This window comes from Prevotella sp. AM42-24 (assembly GCF_003461825.1).
Classification (GTDB): Bacteria; Bacteroidota; Bacteroidia; order Bacteroidales; family Bacteroidaceae; genus Prevotella; species Prevotella hominis.
This window is the reverse complement of record NZ_QTXV01000062.1, coordinates 1-17350: the sequence shown is the minus strand read 5'-3', so window position 1 is coordinate 17350 and position 17350 is coordinate 1. Positions and strand designations below refer to the sequence as shown.

Sequence of the window (17350 nt, the reverse complement as noted above, 5' to 3'; positions counted from 1 at the left end):
ACTTGCACCCATTAGAATAAGCTCATGCCGAGCATACAAGATGAGTGCGACAAGAGAAGCCGCACTCAGCAGAAATGATGTCGTTGCTATAATCAGGATAGTCCTGCATCATCTTCTTTGCTGCATTGAAACGTATCTCGCTGAGCCATATTCGAAAGTTAGTATGTAAGCATTGGTCAAAAAACTGGCTCAATTCATTCTTTGATATACAAAGCGTACGGGAAAGCGTCAACATGTTCACATTACAATCCTTATAGCCTAAATCCACACACCACTGGTCAAGACTGTTTTGGATAAAGATTCTGCGTTTCTCAGAAATCCGTTGTAAGGATTCTGTACCTACATCAGAAGCCTTATTTTTATTGCAAGAACCAGATGATGCCTCCCCCACTTCTCATATATTTTGCTCTCGCAGAGCCGTTATTTTCCTCTTCTTTATCCAAGAGTTCTTCGGTAGGGATATAATTGCTGCCAAGGGCAATAAACGTAAGATTGAAGAACAGCAGGGCAAACAATACGACAGGACCTACTATATATAATAAGGTGGTGGAAAAGATGGCAACCGGCATAGCGAGAACTGCGAGCCAGAGAATGGATTCCTATGGAGATGAGCGAGAAGCAGGGGGTATAGAGGAGGATGTTGATGACCGCCCCTAAATGATCGTGCATAGCACGGAAGCCGAACCCCATCTGTATGACATATTGTATCGCTAACCCTATCAGGGCAATCACGATCATCCATCGTGAACGCTCATACCGCTTGTTCTCCCATCTTACATGCAGATGAGAGAGTGCCAAGAAGGAGGCATTGACGAGCATGAATATAAAACATGCAAACTGAAAGAGAAATAATGAATCCATACGCTTGCAAAAGTACAACAAAAAATTCAGAAAACGCTGCAATACGTTCTTTTTTTAATGAAACTTAGAAATAATACCCTTAGATACCACTAAGAAAATAATTCTCCGTAATTTTGTATGGTCAATTCAAAAAAACGACGTATCTTTGCACTTGCAAACAAAAAAATAGAATGTCTATGCTGAACTTAACACATTACTTCCCGATAACCGATCCTACGTTGATCTTCTTCGTAGTGCTACTCATCGTTCTCTTTGCCCCTATCATTATGGGTAAACTGCGTATTCCACACATCATTGGCATGGTGTTGGCAGGAATCGTTGTCGGCAAGTATGGACTGAATATCCTGGAACGAGACTCCTCCTTTGAACTGTTTGGAAAGGTGGGCCTCTACTACATCATGTTCCTCGCAGCCTTGGAGATGGACATGGAAGGTATGAAGAAAAACAAGTCGCGACTACTCATCTATGGCTTGCTTACCTGCTTCATTCCGTTTACGCTGACCTATCTCATGAGCATCCACCTGCTCCACTACTCCACCAAGGCCTCGCTCCTCCTCAGCTGTATCATGGCTTCCAATACGCTGATAGCCTACCCGATAGTTTCGAGATACGGATTGCAGCAGAAACCGAGTGTCACGCTGAGTGTCGGGTCCAGTATGCTTTCGCTTCTGATAGCGTTGGTCATCTTAGCAGGTCTCGTTGCCTCGTTTGGCGAGCATGACGGCGTACTCTTCTGGATATTCTTCGCCGCCAAGTTTGCAGCCTATTGCAGTTTTATGATATTCCTCATTCCCCGTCTCACCCGCTGGTTTCTGCGCCGCTACAGTGATGCCGTCATGCAGTTCATCTTCGTCATGGCGATGCTTTTCATGAGTGCAGCCTTGTCCCAGATAGTAGGCATCGAGGGCGTGTTCGGAGCTTTCTTTGCCGGACTCATCCTCAACAGATACATTCCCCACGTATCTCCGCTCATGAACCGCTTGGAGTTCATCGGCAATGCCCTTTTCATCCCTTATTTCCTGATAGGAGTAGGCATGCTCATCAATGTCAACCTGCTCTTCCAGGGCGGTCATATCCTCTGGGTAATCTTCTGCATCGTCTTTTTCGGAACGTTAGGCAAAGCCATAGCAGCCTATGCAGCATGCCTCGGTTTCCGCCTTCCGCTTTCCTCTGGCCACATGATGTTTGGACTCACCTCAGCCCACGCAGCCGGCAGTATCGCCATGGTCATGGTCGGAATGAATATCCTCATCGGCCCCAACACTTATCTGGTGAATGATGACATGCTCAATGGCGTGGTCATCATGATCCTCTTTACCTGCATCATCTCCTCGCTCCTCACCGACTGGTCGTCCCAGAAGATTATCCTCCGAGACAAGGAATTGCCGGAAGCTGAAGACGAGAAGAAGGGCAATGACGAGAAGATTCTCATCCCTGTGAGATACCCGGAATATGCCGACAGCCTGATGGATTTGGCACTCTTAGTAAGAAATCAGAAACTGAACCGGGGACTGGTTTGTCTGAACGTGGTTTACGATGATAAGGACATGCGATACAACCAGGAACAGGGCAGACAACTGCTCGACCATTGCAGCCAATTAGCAGCAGCTACCGATGTGATGACCCAGACGCAGGTTCGTATTGCGGCCAACATAGCCAATGGCATCAAACATGCTTTCAACGAGTTCCAATGCTCTGAGATTATCATCGGCATGCACATGCATCCGGAGCGTTCTCCGAAATTCTGGGGCGAATTCCATCAGAGCCTTTTCAACGGTTTGAGCCGACAGATCATCATGGCTCGCGTCATACAACCATTAAATACAATACGCAGAATCCAGGTAGCCGTGCCATCACGAGCAGAGTTTGAACCAGGCTTTTACCGCTGGCTTGAACGCCTCAGCCGAATGGCAGGAAATCTCGACTGTCGTATCCAGTTTCATGGTCGCACCGAAACCTTGGCGCTCATCAATGAGTACATACAGAACCGCCATCATGAAGTGCGTGCCGACTATGCCTTGATGAACCATTGGAACGAAATGCCACAGTTGGCAGCCCAGATTTCCAACGACCACATGTTGGTTGTGATTACTGCCCGCAAGGGAACAGTATCCTACAAGACAGCCCTGGAACGTCTGCCAGAGGAGATCACCCGCTTCTTCTCGGGCACCAATCTGATGATTATCTTCCCAGACCAGTATGGCGATTCATCGGGTGATCAACTTACCTTCGCTGAGCCACAGCACCAGGAGGAAATCAGTGCTTACGAGGCATTCAGTCAATGGCTCAGAAAGAAAATGAGACGGTAAAATAGGGAGCTAATTCCTTCTTCACGTCGAAGCAAGGACAGGCTTTGGCAGAAAACTCGTTGTGGCCGTGGATGGTGGCGTGAGGGAATTCCTCCTTCAGCTGACTGATGAGATCCAGCAGGGCAGCCTTCTGTTCAATGGTTCGGGTGTCCTTCGGTTTGCCATCCTTGGATAAACCGCCGATGTAACAGATGCCGATGCTGATTGCATTGTGCCCCTTGCAATGAGCACCGATTTCAGACAAAGAACGGCCTACGTGAATGTCGCCGTTGCGGTAGATGACGAAATGATAACCGATCTTTCTGAAACCGCGCGCTCTGTGCCAGCGGTCGATGTCGGCAACTGTGTAGTCCTTATCTTCTTTGGTAGCACTACAATGAATGATGATTTCCTTGATATTACGCATAAAATAACTTTTTTAAAATGAAAAATGTATGTGAGATAATCCTAATCAGATATTGGGATTTCATCACTACCCAAATCAACGATATTTAAATAGATATATTCATTTCTCTTTATAGCTTTCCTTAATCGCTCATAAAATCGTTCGAAGCATTCCTGAGTGTGAATCACCAGACCTGGGAGAACAGACTCGCCCAGGATGATGCTGCGGTATTTCAGCCTCATCGGACCATTACCAGGTTGAATATAAGCAATGCGAGGGAGTACATTCCATATTGACATTCCTGGAATTAAGACAATGGGCATTTTTCTACTTTTTTCCCCGGCCAAGATGGGAGAAAAAAGAGTTATCTCATACTCCCCAGCAGGAAAATAACATGTAGGATGTTCAAGGGTATCACAAACTTTTGTACCCTTTATAACTAATGTGCCCTCAATCCCCCAGCGGGTAAAATGACGGCGATAAATGTATACTACCATAAAAATAAAATTTTTAAAAATACATTTGATTTGTTGATAGGTCATTAAGAATTTCTGACTGAAAATCCTTAATGACCGAAAATGACCGTGACCGTTAATGACCGGAATAATTAATGATCACGTACCTATAAACACTCTTTTATACCGTAGGCTGAACCTTCTGATAATGCATATCAGGCAGCACACCTATCAATCCCTGTCGCTTCCAGTTTTTCAGCATCTGTCTGACGACCTCCCGGGTTACGTTTGCACCCTTCACGGCAATGCTTTGCTGCAAAGCCTGCTCAAAGGAGAAAGTAACGTCCAGACGCTCGAAGATGGAGTCATTTCTGCCACGTCGGGTACGATCATAAGCAGTCTGACCGCAATAGCTCTTCGATGAGAAAGCATCTTCTATGCGGCTGCGGAAGAAGTAGAGCGCATTGTCCAACTGATAATCGGCAAGGATATTGAAGGCTGCAAGCGTGGTAGGTGTCTGCATCTTGACTATCAATTCCTTCCATATCAGCGGATTCTGTTTCAGCTGTTTTTCAGCACCTTGAAAGCCATGCTTCTGGATCAGTGTCTCAGCCACCTTGCAGAGCATGATACATGTCATCATTCTCATCGTGGTGGGACAGATACGGAAACGCTGGCGGGCTTTCACCTTGTCGTCATTCTTCATCGTTTCCAGTCTGATCTCTTCCAGCCATTCCCTACCCTTTGTCTCCAACTTAGGCAGAACGACTTCGCCCCCCATCAAGGGCAAGAGATGAGCAATCTGCCGTATGTGTTCACGTTGCGTTTCAGTCAGCACAAAGAGATTATCCGTAAGCGGAGTGAAAGTGTTGTCTGGTGTTCGAGCCACAATGATACGGCTTTGGAAACCATCCGTATAATTGCTGACCACTCGGTAAAGTGCATCAGGCGTTCCGCACATCACCACATTCCATAATAGCCTGTCTATATGCACATTCACCGCCTCAGCACTTCTTGCCTCTCGTTCATAGCTCGTTCCGTCGTAAGCCTGTCGGAGCATCACGGAGAAATCGCTCATAGCAGATTTCCATTTCTGCGCCACGGTATCGGCTTCAGGGGTAAACGAGAAGGCGTGTTTGCCTTCGGTGTTGGCAAGACGTTCGGCAAGATTGGCTACGGTATTGTTCAATGTGAGACATCTTACGGGCAGCTTCGGTTCTTCCGGCTGCTCTTTCTTGTTTTTAGCTGCACGCTTTTTGGCACGCCATTCATCTTCCTGCTGCTGGTACATTTTGTCCATCTGTTTTACTTCAGAAGTCCAAGTATTTATTACGGGATCAATACTTCCTTTACCTGATGCGAAATCACCAGCGATATAGCTGATGAGGTTCAACGAGTTCATCTTTCCGTGCACGCTTACCTTTACACCTGTTGCAAGCATTCCGATGACAGGACAGATAGCAGTAATCACCGGCATTGCCAGTGCAGGACCCACAGCATTGATAGAATCACGCACGCCCAGTGGCATCTTGGGCAAAGCGTTGAAATAGAACATTTCGTCCTTGGCATTAGCCTCGTCCAGCGCATTCACCAGAGCCTCGTCCTCCTTGGCGGAAATGCCATTCTGTGCAGTCTGTTTCAGTTTTTCCTGTCGTAAAGCGTACAAAACATCTTTCAGACGTTTCGGCATTTGCGTGATTTTCTCACTGAGTGCCGAGTTGATGCAAGCCATCTTTTCCTGATCAGGGAAACCATCGTAGCAGGGAATCACCTGAGCCATCAGATTGCGGTCGAAACCACAGATATGACGGAGATTTACGGCAAGCTCGAAAGTCAATGTGTTGCGATTGGATTTCACGGGTTCCTGCCCGTCATTATACATCTGCCACCATTGGGCGATGATGTCGGAATAAGGAATTCCGAGATATTTGAGATTAGATGGAGCAGAAACTTGGGGAGTTCCAGCAGATGGGGTTGAAGTTTCATTCTTTCCTGTAGAAGCTGCAGGAGCAGTCGTTCCAGTTTTCTTCTCTGAAGAGCCAGTAGAAGCATCTCCGCCTAAAATCGTAGCAGAAGCATTTGGCATCGGATTTTCCCAAGGTTTGTAATGCTTGTTCGCCTTGTGAGCACCCTCATTCAACTCCTCTTTTCCAAATCTCTCCCGATCCTCCAAAGCCCTTGCTTCAGCTGCCACAGCAGCCTCGTCGTAATCATCCTGAAAGAGTCGTGGAGAGAGGAAGAGTAGGTCTTCGTCATCCGAAGTGGTGGTGAAGTAAACCCGGTTGATGTCGTGAGCCGAGGTATCCATTTCACACTCCAGCATTGTAGCAATCCTCACTTGGTTCTCCAAGATGGTCTTGCCCTTTTCACGCTCAAACACCGCATGACCGCCCTGTCTTGCGCTGCGTTCCAACATCAGAAGTCCGTATTTACTCGGCTCCTTCAGCAGCAGTTTGGCAGCTTTGGCAAAAGCCTCTGGTTCATCCATATCAAAGCCGAAAGCCGAACTTGGCAGTTTCATGCCTTTCACTACGCCCTGCGGATAATGCCCGGAATAGTTAAACTGCGCCAGTCTGCGTTTCGCAGCATCGTTTCCAGCACGAGCAAGGCGAAGATTCGCCTTCTGCTCGTTGCTTCCACGCAGCTGCTTGTATTCCTCTTCCGAGGTGATGGGACGGGCAACCTTGTGCCCATTCTCCACCTTAATTAAATAACAGCTCATTTATCTTTTTAATTGATAAGCCACTACTGCCTCTGCTCCCTCTGCAGCCTCAGAAGCCAGCGTATGGCCGATATTGATTCCTTCATCGCAAAACACCTTCAAGGTGAGCTGGATGCCTCCATCCTTGGTTTTGCTTACACGTCCGTGAGCCAGTTTCTTAATCAATTTCGACTGACTTTTCTGCTTAGAAAGCGCCACGAAATCAAACGTTCCGTCTTGCATCTGCTGAGCCACGCCATGACGTCGGAAGCTCTCCACAACACGCTGATTGGCAGCATCAGGACAGAAGAGAAAATACTGCTTCTCATCATAGTAAGCCGTTCCACCCAACTGCACATGCTGGCAGTCATCATTATTCACTTGCTGGTTGTTTACCTGCTTATTATTTGTTTTTTTCATATTTCTTAAATTAAAATTAGGATGAATGAAAGAAGTGTCGTAAGCAGTTTGCGCAAATTATCCCGGGACAATTCTCACTCCACCCATTTCAATTCAAGATTAATTACTTGTTACAGAACCCTCGCATTATAGCTCATCATGCGAAGCTCTTTTTACCCTTTTACTTTTTTACCTTTTCAATGTCCGTCACTAAGATGTCCTGATAAACCTGACCATTATACTCACGAGCCGTGAATCTGAGCGTAGCCACTACCAAATCGCCAGGATAGAATTTGCACTGAGCCGCATTCCCCAGCATGGCAGCTGCATATTGGTTTTCGTACTTGCCACCCATCTCCTGCAACACGATGTTGCACTTCATCATCTGGCCGTTTTCACTCTTCTGACTCTGTACAGCGAAAGGCTCGCCCTGCTGCACCACTCTCATAATCTGAGTATTCATAATATAATAAATGTACGAAGGTGTTTCAAGATCTCCTTGTAAAAACTACTGAGCTTTCTTGTTTCTTCGACGATGCAAAGGTAGGGAAAAAACAAAAGCACCGCCCATACCATGTGGTACGAGTGGTGCTATCTTTTTGCTTGTGGTACTAAGTTTTTTAATTTGTGGTATTATCTATGTAATTTTTGTGGTATTATCTATTCTCATATCCTACGTAAAAGAGTTCATTTTATATTGAACATAAGCATCAATGCATTGCTTGAACTTTAAGCCAAACTCTCTTTTTGCATTCAGCCTTCTATCTCCTTTATCCCATTCCTCGATTTTGTTTCCTAGTTTATTTATAGTTTTCCTCAATGCACTTTTGTCCAGCTCTACACTAAAGATTGAATTCATCTTTTTACAAAAAGCATTCACATTGTCTTCAATCCATTCTTTATCCAACAACACACAGAAGAAACATACCCAGTAAGCCTTAGGCATTTTCTCACTCATCTTATCCATAATGGTGAGCACCATAGGAGCATGCTTGCTAATGCCAGACCGCTTACCTTCTTCTTCACTAAATTTGCATTCTATTTTGGAAAAATCGAAATCAAATATCTTACTAGGCACTCTATTCGCTTCTCTCAACTCATCAATATCCTGATAAACATAAGTAAGCGTTAATACAAACTTAAAGAAAGCACAGATCTTATCCTCATCCTTTCTTATCTTAAACAGCAGTCTGCCGGCTTTTACCTTATCCAGAGAATACTTACCACCCTTAAAAACGCAAATGCTCCTAAAGCAGTTATACAACTTATTGGCATTCATCTTCTTGGGAATTTCATGCTCGGAAAAATCAATTTCAGCCTTATAGTCATCCTTCTGCTTTTTGGTGACGTTGACCTCAATATTATCCAATACGCCAGACTTGAAGAGTTCAATAAGAACCTTCTGAACATGTACTATTAACGATTCTTCGGTTATTTCATCATCCAAATACCTTTCTCTCCATTCCTTATGAGATTTCAGCACAGAGGAACCAATCTTATTATTATAGGCAAACAACTGCTTATTATAGAGGTTTTCATAAAGACTTGCCCCATGCTTAGCTTCTATTATCTTGGCAATATCCAGAAGTGCAGCACACAGTTTTTTAAGTGCAGAATCTATGGCAAAATCAAGAACCTTATCATTAAATACATTATTATTCATCAGGTTATTGATGGTTGTCTTGAACTTATCTCTTTCCATATAGGTAAGCCCATCGAATTGATTCTTATTATTGTCATCAGATGAGGTTTCTGGAACCGGTGGCAACATATCTGCCATACTATTGGCAAATAAGGATTTGTCCATATTCAGCGACTCATAAGTCAAAGAAGTAGCATACTGATTAGTCTTAGATTTAGTTTCTATCCAAGTTTCCGGTTTACTCCATTTCACGTAATCAACATCTCTATCAATATCGATGATTAGATTAGTTTTAAGGTTCTGTCCTATCTTTCCAAACATTTCGCTACTTTCAAACATAGCAATAAGTAACGATAGTTTATGAATAGTTCTATCGCCAGCACAATCCCCATAGCAGGTTTTATATTCCTGCATGAGCATTTCCAAATCCTTTAAGAATCTTGTTTTGCCTGCTGCCATATTATTCGTATAAAAAGTGTGGGCAAAAACCCATACGCAATCATCGCTCAGAGGCCGACCAAAGCCCTAACTTCAGATATACATACAAGTCTTGCCCACGTCGTAGATTTTTACTTCTACACATGAGCGCCGCTTGTTGCCATCCTTGAAGTTAGCTTATCTTCTATTGAAGTTTGGTCGTTTCTGAGCGATAAGATTTATACTTGCTGACAACGCTTTCCGTGCACCTACCTATAGGGATAGGCTCCTGTTTCTATATCTTTTCTTTCCTTATATTATAAAAGTTTATAAATCAATGAATCGTTCTACGAATCGTTTAAACTTTTCAATGACAGTCTTCTTTTTCTGTTCACGTTTATTGCCGGCACCAAAGATTGGCATCGGGGGCAGTACTGTTGTAATTGCCATTCCACTCTCCTCTACGTAACCTTCATGCAGAGACTTGGTGATAAAATCACGTGTAGCCTCTTCCCTCAGGTTCTCTTCGCTAATAATGGTTTCCAGTTCCTTTTTCATCTGCTGACGGATATAATTCTGCCATTCTTCGTAAACATCTACATCCTTACCTTCTTTTATTACATGAAGGTAGCCCTCTATGAGATCTTTCTTATCCCTCAACTTCGGACTTGATGTTATACAACGGATAATATCCTTGATAAGCTCTGCATCTTCACAGTTGCTATCATGATATTTCTTCACAAGAGCCAGGATGTAAGGAATATCAATATCAAACTGGCGAATCAGTTCTATCTCAAATTCCAAATCATCCGTTCCGTTACCTCCGTCTCCACCAGTATGTCCACCACCGCCACCCGTGGTTCCGCCTTTCACATCATCACAGAAGCTGAGGTACCAAGATTGGTAGTCCTGCCTGTCACCTTCACAGATGATGCGGATTGCATTGCGCTCTTCCAGGGTTTCCGGATTAAACTGATCAAAACTTATCAGTATATTAGTCTTCTTGACGAATTGCCCATACAACTTGACGAAGTCTATCTTTTGAGCCAGCGGGATGGAAGGATTCAACTTGCAGAGCGGATATTCCTGCAGAAGTTTCTCAGCCAGTTCCTTATATCCTGCCTGATGTTTCCCATCTTCCTCGTAGCCATTGTAATATTCCTCAAATGTTCGCATCAGAATTATACTGTTGGCATTAGCATCGCCGAAAAGCCCGAAGCTCCTGTTGGTGGCTTCTATGAGATTGCGGAAACAAACGATGTTGCCACAATTCTTATAGGCATTCAGAATACGGTTGGTTCGGCTGAAAGCCTGCAGCAATCCATGCATTCGCAAATTCTTGTCCACCCAGAGCGTATTGAGACATTTTGCGTCAAAGCCCGTCAGGAACATTCCTACCACAATGAGCAGATCAATTTCCTTGTTCTTGGTGCGCCAGGAAAGATCCTTGTAGTAGTTTTGGAACAATTCAGCACTCGTATTGTATGAAGTTCCAAAGCAATGGTTGTACTTTTTTATACAGGAATCCAGAAATTCCCTACTCGTAGAGTCCAGTTCCTTAATGCCTTCCGGGTCTTCTTCTATATTTCCGTTACTGTCGTTCTCAGCCTCGTTGGCTGCTGAAGTAAAGATGGTTGCAATCCTTAGCTGTGGGGCCCCCGGCTCAGCCATCTGCCGTTCCAGCTCCTTATAGTATTCTATAGCCATTGGCACACTATCGCAGGCAAGTATAGAGTTGAATCCCGTGGTGGAAACCTTTGCCTTCTGTTCTTCTACCCTATCTTCCTTCTTTTTCTTATAGTTCTTCACAACTTCCTCTACATTGGTCAACACCGAGGCTGTCCACTGAACAGAACGCTTGGTCTTTATATCGAAATGTTCAAGAAGATATTTCACATTCAAAGCTATACGCTTGGAGTCGAGATAGTTTGTGTTCTCCACCTTCTTTCCATCTACCATAGCCGTCTGCGTGTGGTATTCTACATTGAATTTCAACACATTCTTATCGTTGATGGCATTGATGATGGTATAAGTGTGGAGGGGCTTGGTATGATTGCCCTTTTCGTCCAACTCTCCGCCAAACACATCTGCAGTAGTCATCATTTCGCCCTTTTTACCACTGGCATTAACTCCAAATATCGGGGTGCCGGTAAAGCCAAACATGATGTACTTCTTGAAACTCTGCTTAATCTGTTTCTGCATGGCGCCAAACTGCGAGCGGTGGCACTCGTCAAAGATGAAAACGAAAACCTGGTCAAGAACCTCCTGCTCTATCAGCTTTTTTCTCAAGAGGCTCGACATCTTCTGTATCGTGGTGATGATGATGTTCGAATCATCGCTACCGGCATTGAGCTGATCGAGCAATATTTTACTGTTCACATTGCCATTGGCACAGTTAGGGCAGAAACGGTCGTATTCCTTCATCGTCTGATAGTCCAAATCCTGTCGGTCAACGATGAATACTACCTTATGTACTCCCTCTATATCGCTTGCAAGCTGAGCCGTCTTGAAAGAGGTCAGGGTTTTGCCCGAACCGGTAGTGTGCCAGATGTAGCCTCCTGCCTTTCTAGACCCTTCCCAATGATGATTCAAGGCAATCTTGATACGCTGGGTAATACTCTCGGTAGCAGCTATCTGGTAAGGACGCATCACCAGCAGTTCCTTATCAACATTGAACACACAATATTTGGTAAGAATTTCGAGCAGCGTACGTTTTACGAGGAAAGTCTTGGTAAAGTCCTCAAGGTCGCAGATAAGGTTGTTTTCCCTATCGCTCCAGTAGCTTGTAAACTCAAACGAGTTGCTATGAATTTTCTTTTTCTTCCCCTTCTGCTTGTCAGCTTCCTGCTCACGAGCATAGCGGGTGGTATTGCTGTAATACTTGGTCTCAGTGCCATTGCTGATGATAAACAGCTGAATGTAATCAAACATTCCCTTGCCTGCCCAGAAGCTTTCGCGAGCATAGCGGTTTATCTGGTTGAAGGCTTCCCTGATGCTTACACCTCGGCGTTTCAGCTCAATATGAACGAGTGGCAGACCGTTAACCAGGATGGTTACATCATAGCGGTTGGCATGGGTTCCGCCAGCAGGTACGTACTGGTTGATAACCTGCAGATTATTCTTGAACACGTTATCTTTATGGATAAGGTGAACATTGGTCTTAATACCGTTGTCACGTTCTATTTCTACTGCGGTATTTTCTTTTTGAATCATGCCTGCCTTATCTTCCATCGTGAGCGTTTCGCCGGTTAATTTATTCTGCAGACTTTTCCACTCCTTGTCAGAGTATTCTGTATCGTTTGCCTTGCCCAGCTGTATGCGTAGGTTCTCCAGCAACTCTTTCTCGTTGTGGATGGAAGGATATTCGTAACCTTGTCTTTGCAGTTGTTCGATAAGCCAGCGTTCCAGATCCTGCTCACTTTGGTAAGCATTACCATTTTTCCTTGATGACTCGTATTTCGCCACCACGGTACAATAGTCTTGCTCTGCTATGATTTTATAACTTTCTGCCATAACGTTATTAATAAAAAGAATTTATTCAAATGTCAGCAACTTTTCTCTGTAGTATTCATACTGCTTCTGGCGTAACTCTATCATCTTCTCCAGCTTCGAGATGTAGGTCTCGAATGTGTCGAGGTTGGAAGCGATTTGGCGCTGCTTGTCCTCTGGTTGAATAGGGATATAAACTTTCCCCAATCCTTCAGCAGAGAAAGATGAAATCTTACCGCTTGAAACATACTTTTTCAACTGTTGATGATAAATGTTCGAACGCAGATAATATGAAATATACATAGGAATTTGATGATGTTTCAGTATATAACATGAATCATGGACTGCAGCAGGTTCTTCTCCCATCCAAACGAGCCCTACACCTATATCATAATCATTTTCACCAGCACCAACTATAACAACATCCCCTTTATGCGCATATCGCATCTTTTTAGGAAAATCTCTTTCGAGAAATGTCTTAGCAGTTGCAGCCTTGGTTCCATAATATGTATACATATCTCCATAATGAATGCATGGTTGCCCCTCTGTGCGAATATCGTCACGAACAAACCGTTTGCCACGAATTATAGAACCTAAATCAGAAATTTGCACAACAGAATTTTCCGGAATGTCAGCTAACCTCATCATGCCATCAAAATCTCCGCCGTAAAAACTATCTATATAATACTCCATCTGCTTCTTCCTCATCTCTACTTCCTGTTTCATCTTGTCGATGAGCGAGGTGAAGGAATCAAGAATAGAGACAATCTCCTTTTGAATGTTAAGCGGAGGTAACGGAATCTCTATATCTGCAAAACGCATTCTATTTACATTAAAGCGAGTAACTCCAAAAGCCGTTTTTGAAATAGCAGTTCGTATGGATGTACTTCGGAGCAGATGTCCGATGTATGAAGGTAAAACTTCATTCATGTCATTTAGCCGAAAGCCGAAACAGAAGCTATTCAAGTATATTTTCTCTTTGGGGACAAACAAGACTACGGATGACATTCCAGCATCCGCTGGGGTTTCTGACGACCCCGTAATGAGTATGTCGCCCCATAATACTTCGTTTTGCTTCTCATCTTTTCCAACAACAACGGTATCCTTTATTGCAGGATTTAAAACAGGGTTGTTAAAAATATTGCGGTACGTAACCAACAAAGCATTTCCTTCTGAAAAATCACTTTTAGATTTCCCAGATAATCCACTATAGAATGTACCAATTTCCTTTAACCTAACTCTTCTCATGTGTTACAAACTCGCAATTTTATTAGCAATCTCTGTATTCAGAGTAAATATTTCCGCCTGCAATGTCTGAATCTCCTCGTTTAGTTTAACAATATCAATCACTTCCCTTTTATCTTCCTTCTCTACATAAGAAGAAACGGAGAGGTTGGCACCATTGGCTAGAACTTCATCATTGCTAACGAGCTTGGTAAAATATTGTTCTTCCTTGCGCTCCTGATAAGCATTTACTATTCTGTTTTGGTTCTTATCCTCCAGCTTGTTCTTGTCGCCCTTCTTCTCATATTCTTCTGAAGCATCCACAAACAAAATATTATTATCTTTCTTATTCTTCTTGATAACAATGATGCAAGTGGCAATGCCTACGCCAAAGAAAAGATTGGCAGGAAGCTGAATAACCGTATCCACGAAATTATTCTTGATCAAGTATTCGCGGATTTTCTTCTCTGCTCCACCACGATAGAGAACTCCAGGGAACTCAACAATGGCACAAGTACCAGTTTCGCTAAGATGGTAGAGCATGTGCATTGTAAAGGCAAGGTCTGACCTCTGTATAGGAGCCAGCACACCAGCAGGACTGTATCGTACATCATTAATCAGAATCGTGTTATTTTTTCCCGGCCAACTCTTGGAGTATGGCGGATTGCTCACGATAGCATCAAACTTCATTCCAAGATGATGAGGAGTAGTAAGCGTGTTGCCCAACTGAATATCAAACTTAGCATAGTTCACGTTATGCAGAAACATATTGATACGGCAGAGATTGTAGGTTGTAGGATTTATTTCCTGACCATAAAACTCTATTTCCGAAGCTTTTTCACCTACATATTTCACAAACTTCATCAGTAAGGAACCCGAACCGCAGGCTGGGTCATAAACCTTCTGAATGTTAGGATTGTTACTGCTGGCGATGCGGGCAAGCACTTCACTCACCTCCTGTGGCGTAAAGTATTCACCACCACTTTTACCTGCCTTTGATGCATACATCTGCATCAGGTATTCGTAGGTGTCGCCTACTGTATCAATACTGTTGTCTGTAAACGTCTTGCTGAGCTGCATATCCCGCACCTTGGTCAACACCTTGGAAATGCACTTGTTACGCATTTCTACAGAGTTGCCGATACGGGAGCTGTCGATGATGAAATCAGAGAAAAGTCCCTTTACCTGTTCCTCGCTATCTGTACCGGCAGCACTTGCCTCAATAGAACGGAACACTTGGGCTAGCGTTTCATTGAGGTTAACATTCTTCTCTGGCGAAGCAGCTACTCTCTGAAACAATTGACTTGGCAGAATAAAGAAGCCCTTTTCCTGCACCATCATTTCGCGAGCCTCCTTTGCTTTTTCATCTTCCATTTTAGCATAATCAAAGTCCTTGATTCCAGCAGCAGCCTGCAAATTATTAATGTAGTCGGTAAGGTTTTCTGAGATGTAACGATAGAATATGGCACCCAAGACATAAGCCTTGAATTCCCATCCATCAACAGCACCTCTTAATTCCTCTGCAATACTCCAAATCGTTTTATGAAGTTCTTCTCGTTCTTTATTGTATGTTCCCATAATATATATGTTTAGTTTTCTACGAGCACAAGCTTCCAGTCCTCATTCTGCAGAACGAGGTTTCCGTTGTTGTCCGTAATGGTGAATATCTGATTATCTATCTGTATTTTATTCCCCTTTACTAAATAGGTGTAGTGACCGCAAGGGATGTTTTCGGTGGTTGTTTGGGTCACTTTTCCGTTGTCATCGAAGTGGTTCACTTCTTCCGTTTCGGAAAAATAAATGTTGTCTGAGTTAAAATGACAGGACAAAGGAGCCTCTTTTACGTCGATAAAGAGACTTCCAACGCGCTGATAAAGCTCTGAAATCTGCCAATTATGGGCTAAAAATGTGGTTTCGTAATGAAAAACCTCTGATTTTTCTGTTTCTTCATCGCTAGAACAGGCGGTGGAAGAAAGCATAAAAAAAGCGACTATTATCATATAAAAATAAGATAATATTCGCCTGCGAATAAGAACATGATGATATTGGGCTAACTTTGCCTGAGCAAAATTACCCCCCCCTAAAGCTTTGTACATCAATAAGTTATATCTTTTCATATTAGTATTGTTATTATGTAGTTTCTAGTTTTCCGGACTATTGCTACATCAATAATTTGTTAATTGATAGCAAAGATAATAAAAAGTTGGTAAACCAAAGAATTTTATCACGTTATTTAACGGAAAAGTGGCGAAGACACCCCAACTTTCTCTCTGATTTCCTCTGCGATTTCTTCAACTTTGGCTAAGATAAGTGCACTTCCATTTATGCCATCTTCATCTACTACCTCACCAAAAGCCTTGGCCAAACGATGATAAAAGTTTTCATCACCCGTAAGATGCATCCAAAAATCAGCACCGCACAATACAGGATAATGCGTATCTATCGCCTTATAGAAAGTTGATAAGTTTTCTTTCTCACCATATAAAACTCCTACTACGAGATCTTCAAACTGCAACCCCATTCTATCAAGTCTTGACTTGTACAAAAGATATTTAAAGTGACTCAAAATGGTAGTAATATCATCCTTGTTGATCGTCTTAGGACCCGCCTTACACTGACAGTATTTACGGCGCCCATCAATCGCATCAATAAATTCTATATCTATACCATCAATTCCAGAAGCTCCACCAACAACTTCCTGAAGTTGGGAAATAAACACCTGAATATTCTGACCGAAACTATTACTAAGACCTGTGTCAAGGATACGTGGATAGACTAGAGCTTTGGCCAAACTAATGGGTTGCGCATCTCCCAAAGCAGCGAGATAATTAATCAGAAAAGGATTTATATCAAAGCTACTCAGATGAAGCTTGTCCAGATTCTTCAAATGATTAGGTATGATAATAGAGCGGAAATATTGCTTTCCACTTTCTATGATTGCTTGTTTTTGCTCCTTTTTCATTTCCATATGTTTTAATTTTTTATTTTATCATCTGCATATTGTCGCAGAATAGCCTCCGAAGGTACTAAATAATTGCGAAATATCTACATTTTATTATAATTATTAACACAAAAAAATCTAAGGGGATTAGAAATCTAACATAACGAATTAACAACACATATATATTCTGTAAAATAATGCTTATCACACATCCTACCCGGTCATTAATGCCCGGTCATTTTCGGTCATTAAGGTTTTCGGGGGGCGCAAAAATGGCTATAATATAATATTAAAATATTTAATATTATATTATAGAGCTAAATGACCGGATTGATTTTTCTTAATGACCGATAATGACCGGTCACTAATGACCGATGTTAGTGTACCATTTTGTATCTTTCACATTCTCTTGGAAGGCTATTTTCACAAGATTCCGGAAAACTGAATTCAAGTTACCGGAAAACTATTGCATCCTACAACACTTTTTTGTACCTTTGCACCAGCAATCGAAAGAAAGCTTCTCTTGT

14 protein-coding genes are annotated in these 17350 nt (G+C 43.0%); 1 reads left to right on the top strand and 13 read right to left on the bottom strand.

Features of this window, described 5'->3' with window-relative positions; genetic code table 11:
• Nucleotides 1-22 precede the first annotated feature (22 nt).
• Entirely contained in the window at nt 23-391 is a 369-nt protein-coding gene (locus DW917_RS13800) for a helix-turn-helix domain-containing protein (protein ID WP_118119621.1), read from the bottom strand.
• A gap of 44 nt (nt 392-435) precedes the next feature.
• Entirely contained in the window at nt 436-861 is a 426-nt protein-coding gene (locus DW917_RS13795) for a hypothetical protein (protein WP_233524750.1), read from the bottom strand.
• A 176-nt stretch (nt 862-1037) separates the two neighbouring features.
• Between DW917_RS13795 and DW917_RS13790 the strand changes: the two genes are divergently transcribed.
• The gene (locus DW917_RS13790; RefSeq protein ID WP_118119625.1) at nt 1038-3170 is read left to right on the top strand and encodes a cation:proton antiporter; all 2133 of its coding nucleotides are present in this window, start codon (nt 1038-1040) and stop codon (nt 3168-3170) included.
• Here DW917_RS13790 and DW917_RS13785 read toward each other — a convergent pair.
• The 11 genes from DW917_RS13785 to DW917_RS13735 form a co-directional block, all read right to left on the bottom strand.
• Nucleotides 3148-3576, bottom strand: a complete 429-nt coding sequence (locus DW917_RS13785) for an N-acetylmuramoyl-L-alanine amidase (RefSeq protein WP_118119619.1) — start codon at nt 3574-3576, stop codon at nt 3148-3150. The genes DW917_RS13790 and DW917_RS13785 overlap by 23 nt on opposite strands.
• A 41-nt stretch (nt 3577-3617) precedes the next feature.
• Entirely contained in the window at nt 3618-4097 is a 480-nt protein-coding gene (locus tag DW917_RS13780; protein WP_118119617.1) for a hypothetical protein, read from the bottom strand.
• A gap of 94 nt (nt 4098-4191) precedes the next feature.
• Nucleotides 4192-6732, bottom strand: a complete 2541-nt coding sequence (locus DW917_RS13775; RefSeq protein ID WP_118119615.1) for a DUF3987 domain-containing protein — start codon at nt 6730-6732, stop codon at nt 4192-4194.
• Nucleotides 6733-7131, bottom strand: a complete 399-nt coding sequence (locus tag DW917_RS13770; RefSeq protein WP_118119613.1) for a hypothetical protein — start codon at nt 7129-7131, stop codon at nt 6733-6735. It abuts the gene before it with no gap.
• Nucleotides 7132-7291: 160 nt separating this feature from the next.
• Nucleotides 7292-7573 carry a DUF3127 domain-containing protein gene (locus DW917_RS13765; RefSeq protein WP_118119611.1) on the bottom strand — a complete coding sequence of 94 codons (282 nt, stop codon included), beginning with the start codon at nt 7571-7573 and terminating at the stop codon, nt 7292-7294.
• Nucleotides 7574-7783: 210 nt separating this feature from the next.
• Nucleotides 7784-9211 (bottom strand): hypothetical protein, encoded by a 1428-nt coding sequence (locus tag DW917_RS13760; protein WP_118119609.1) that lies wholly within the window; start codon nt 9209-9211, stop codon nt 7784-7786.
• Between the two features lie 285 nt (nt 9212-9496).
• The gene (locus tag DW917_RS13755; protein WP_118119607.1) at nt 9497-12682 is read right to left on the bottom strand and encodes a type I restriction endonuclease subunit R; all 3186 of its coding nucleotides are present in this window, start codon (nt 12680-12682) and stop codon (nt 9497-9499) included.
• A 21-nt stretch (nt 12683-12703) separates the two neighbouring features.
• The gene (locus DW917_RS13750) at nt 12704-13906 is read right to left on the bottom strand and encodes a restriction endonuclease subunit S (protein ID WP_118119605.1); all 1203 of its coding nucleotides are present in this window, start codon (nt 13904-13906) and stop codon (nt 12704-12706) included.
• A gap of 3 nt (nt 13907-13909) precedes the next feature.
• Nucleotides 13910-15460, bottom strand: coding sequence for a type I restriction-modification system subunit M (locus DW917_RS13745; protein ID WP_118119603.1), 1551 nt, complete (start codon nt 15458-15460; stop codon nt 13910-13912).
• Nucleotides 15461-15471: 11 nt separating this feature from the next.
• The gene (locus DW917_RS13740; protein WP_147344198.1) at nt 15472-15999 is read right to left on the bottom strand and encodes a hypothetical protein; all 528 of its coding nucleotides are present in this window, start codon (nt 15997-15999) and stop codon (nt 15472-15474) included.
• A 116-nt stretch (nt 16000-16115) separates the two neighbouring features.
• A complete protein-coding gene (locus DW917_RS13735) occupies nt 16116-16850 on the bottom strand; it encodes a PmeII family type II restriction endonuclease (protein WP_233524749.1) in 735 nt (244 codons plus the stop codon).
• Nucleotides 16851-17350 lie beyond the last annotated feature (500 nt).

What these genes read in the sequence shown, in the direction of transcription:
- DW917_RS13765 (WP_118119611.1), bottom strand. Translation starts at nt 7,573, where the DNA reads ATGAATACTCAGATTATGAGAGTGGTGCAGCAGGGCGAGCCTTTCGCT.
- DW917_RS13780 (WP_118119617.1), bottom strand. Translation starts at nt 4,097, where the DNA reads ATGACCTATCAACAAATCAAATGTATTTTTAAAAATTTTATTTTTATG.
- DW917_RS13795 (WP_233524750.1), bottom strand. Translation starts at nt 861, where the DNA reads ATGGATTCATTATTTCTCTTTCAGTTTGCATGTTTTATATTCATGCTC.
- DW917_RS13745 (WP_118119603.1), bottom strand. Translation starts at nt 15,460, where the DNA reads ATGGGAACATACAATAAAGAACGAGAAGAACTTCATAAAACGATTTGG.
- DW917_RS13760 (WP_118119609.1), bottom strand. Translation starts at nt 9,211, where the DNA reads ATGGCAGCAGGCAAAACAAGATTCTTAAAGGATTTGGAAATGCTCATG.
- DW917_RS13770 (WP_118119613.1), bottom strand. Translation starts at nt 7,131, where the DNA reads ATGAAAAAAACAAATAATAAGCAGGTAAACAACCAGCAAGTGAATAAT.
- DW917_RS13740 (WP_147344198.1), bottom strand. Translation starts at nt 15,999, where the DNA reads ATGAAAAGATATAACTTATTGATGTACAAAGCTTTAGGGGGGGGTAAT.
- DW917_RS13735 (WP_233524749.1), bottom strand. Translation starts at nt 16,850, where the DNA reads ATGGAAATGAAAAAGGAGCAAAAACAAGCAATCATAGAAAGTGGAAAG.
- DW917_RS13750 (WP_118119605.1), bottom strand. Translation starts at nt 13,906, where the DNA reads ATGAGAAGAGTTAGGTTAAAGGAAATTGGTACATTCTATAGTGGATTA.
- DW917_RS13790 (WP_118119625.1), top strand. Translation starts at nt 1,038, where the DNA reads ATGCTGAACTTAACACATTACTTCCCGATAACCGATCCTACGTTGATC.
- DW917_RS13785 (WP_118119619.1), bottom strand. Translation starts at nt 3,576, where the DNA reads ATGCGTAATATCAAGGAAATCATCATTCATTGTAGTGCTACCAAAGAA.
- DW917_RS13775 (WP_118119615.1), bottom strand. Translation starts at nt 6,732, where the DNA reads ATGAGCTGTTATTTAATTAAGGTGGAGAATGGGCACAAGGTTGCCCGT.
- DW917_RS13755 (WP_118119607.1), bottom strand. Translation starts at nt 12,682, where the DNA reads ATGGCAGAAAGTTATAAAATCATAGCAGAGCAAGACTATTGTACCGTG.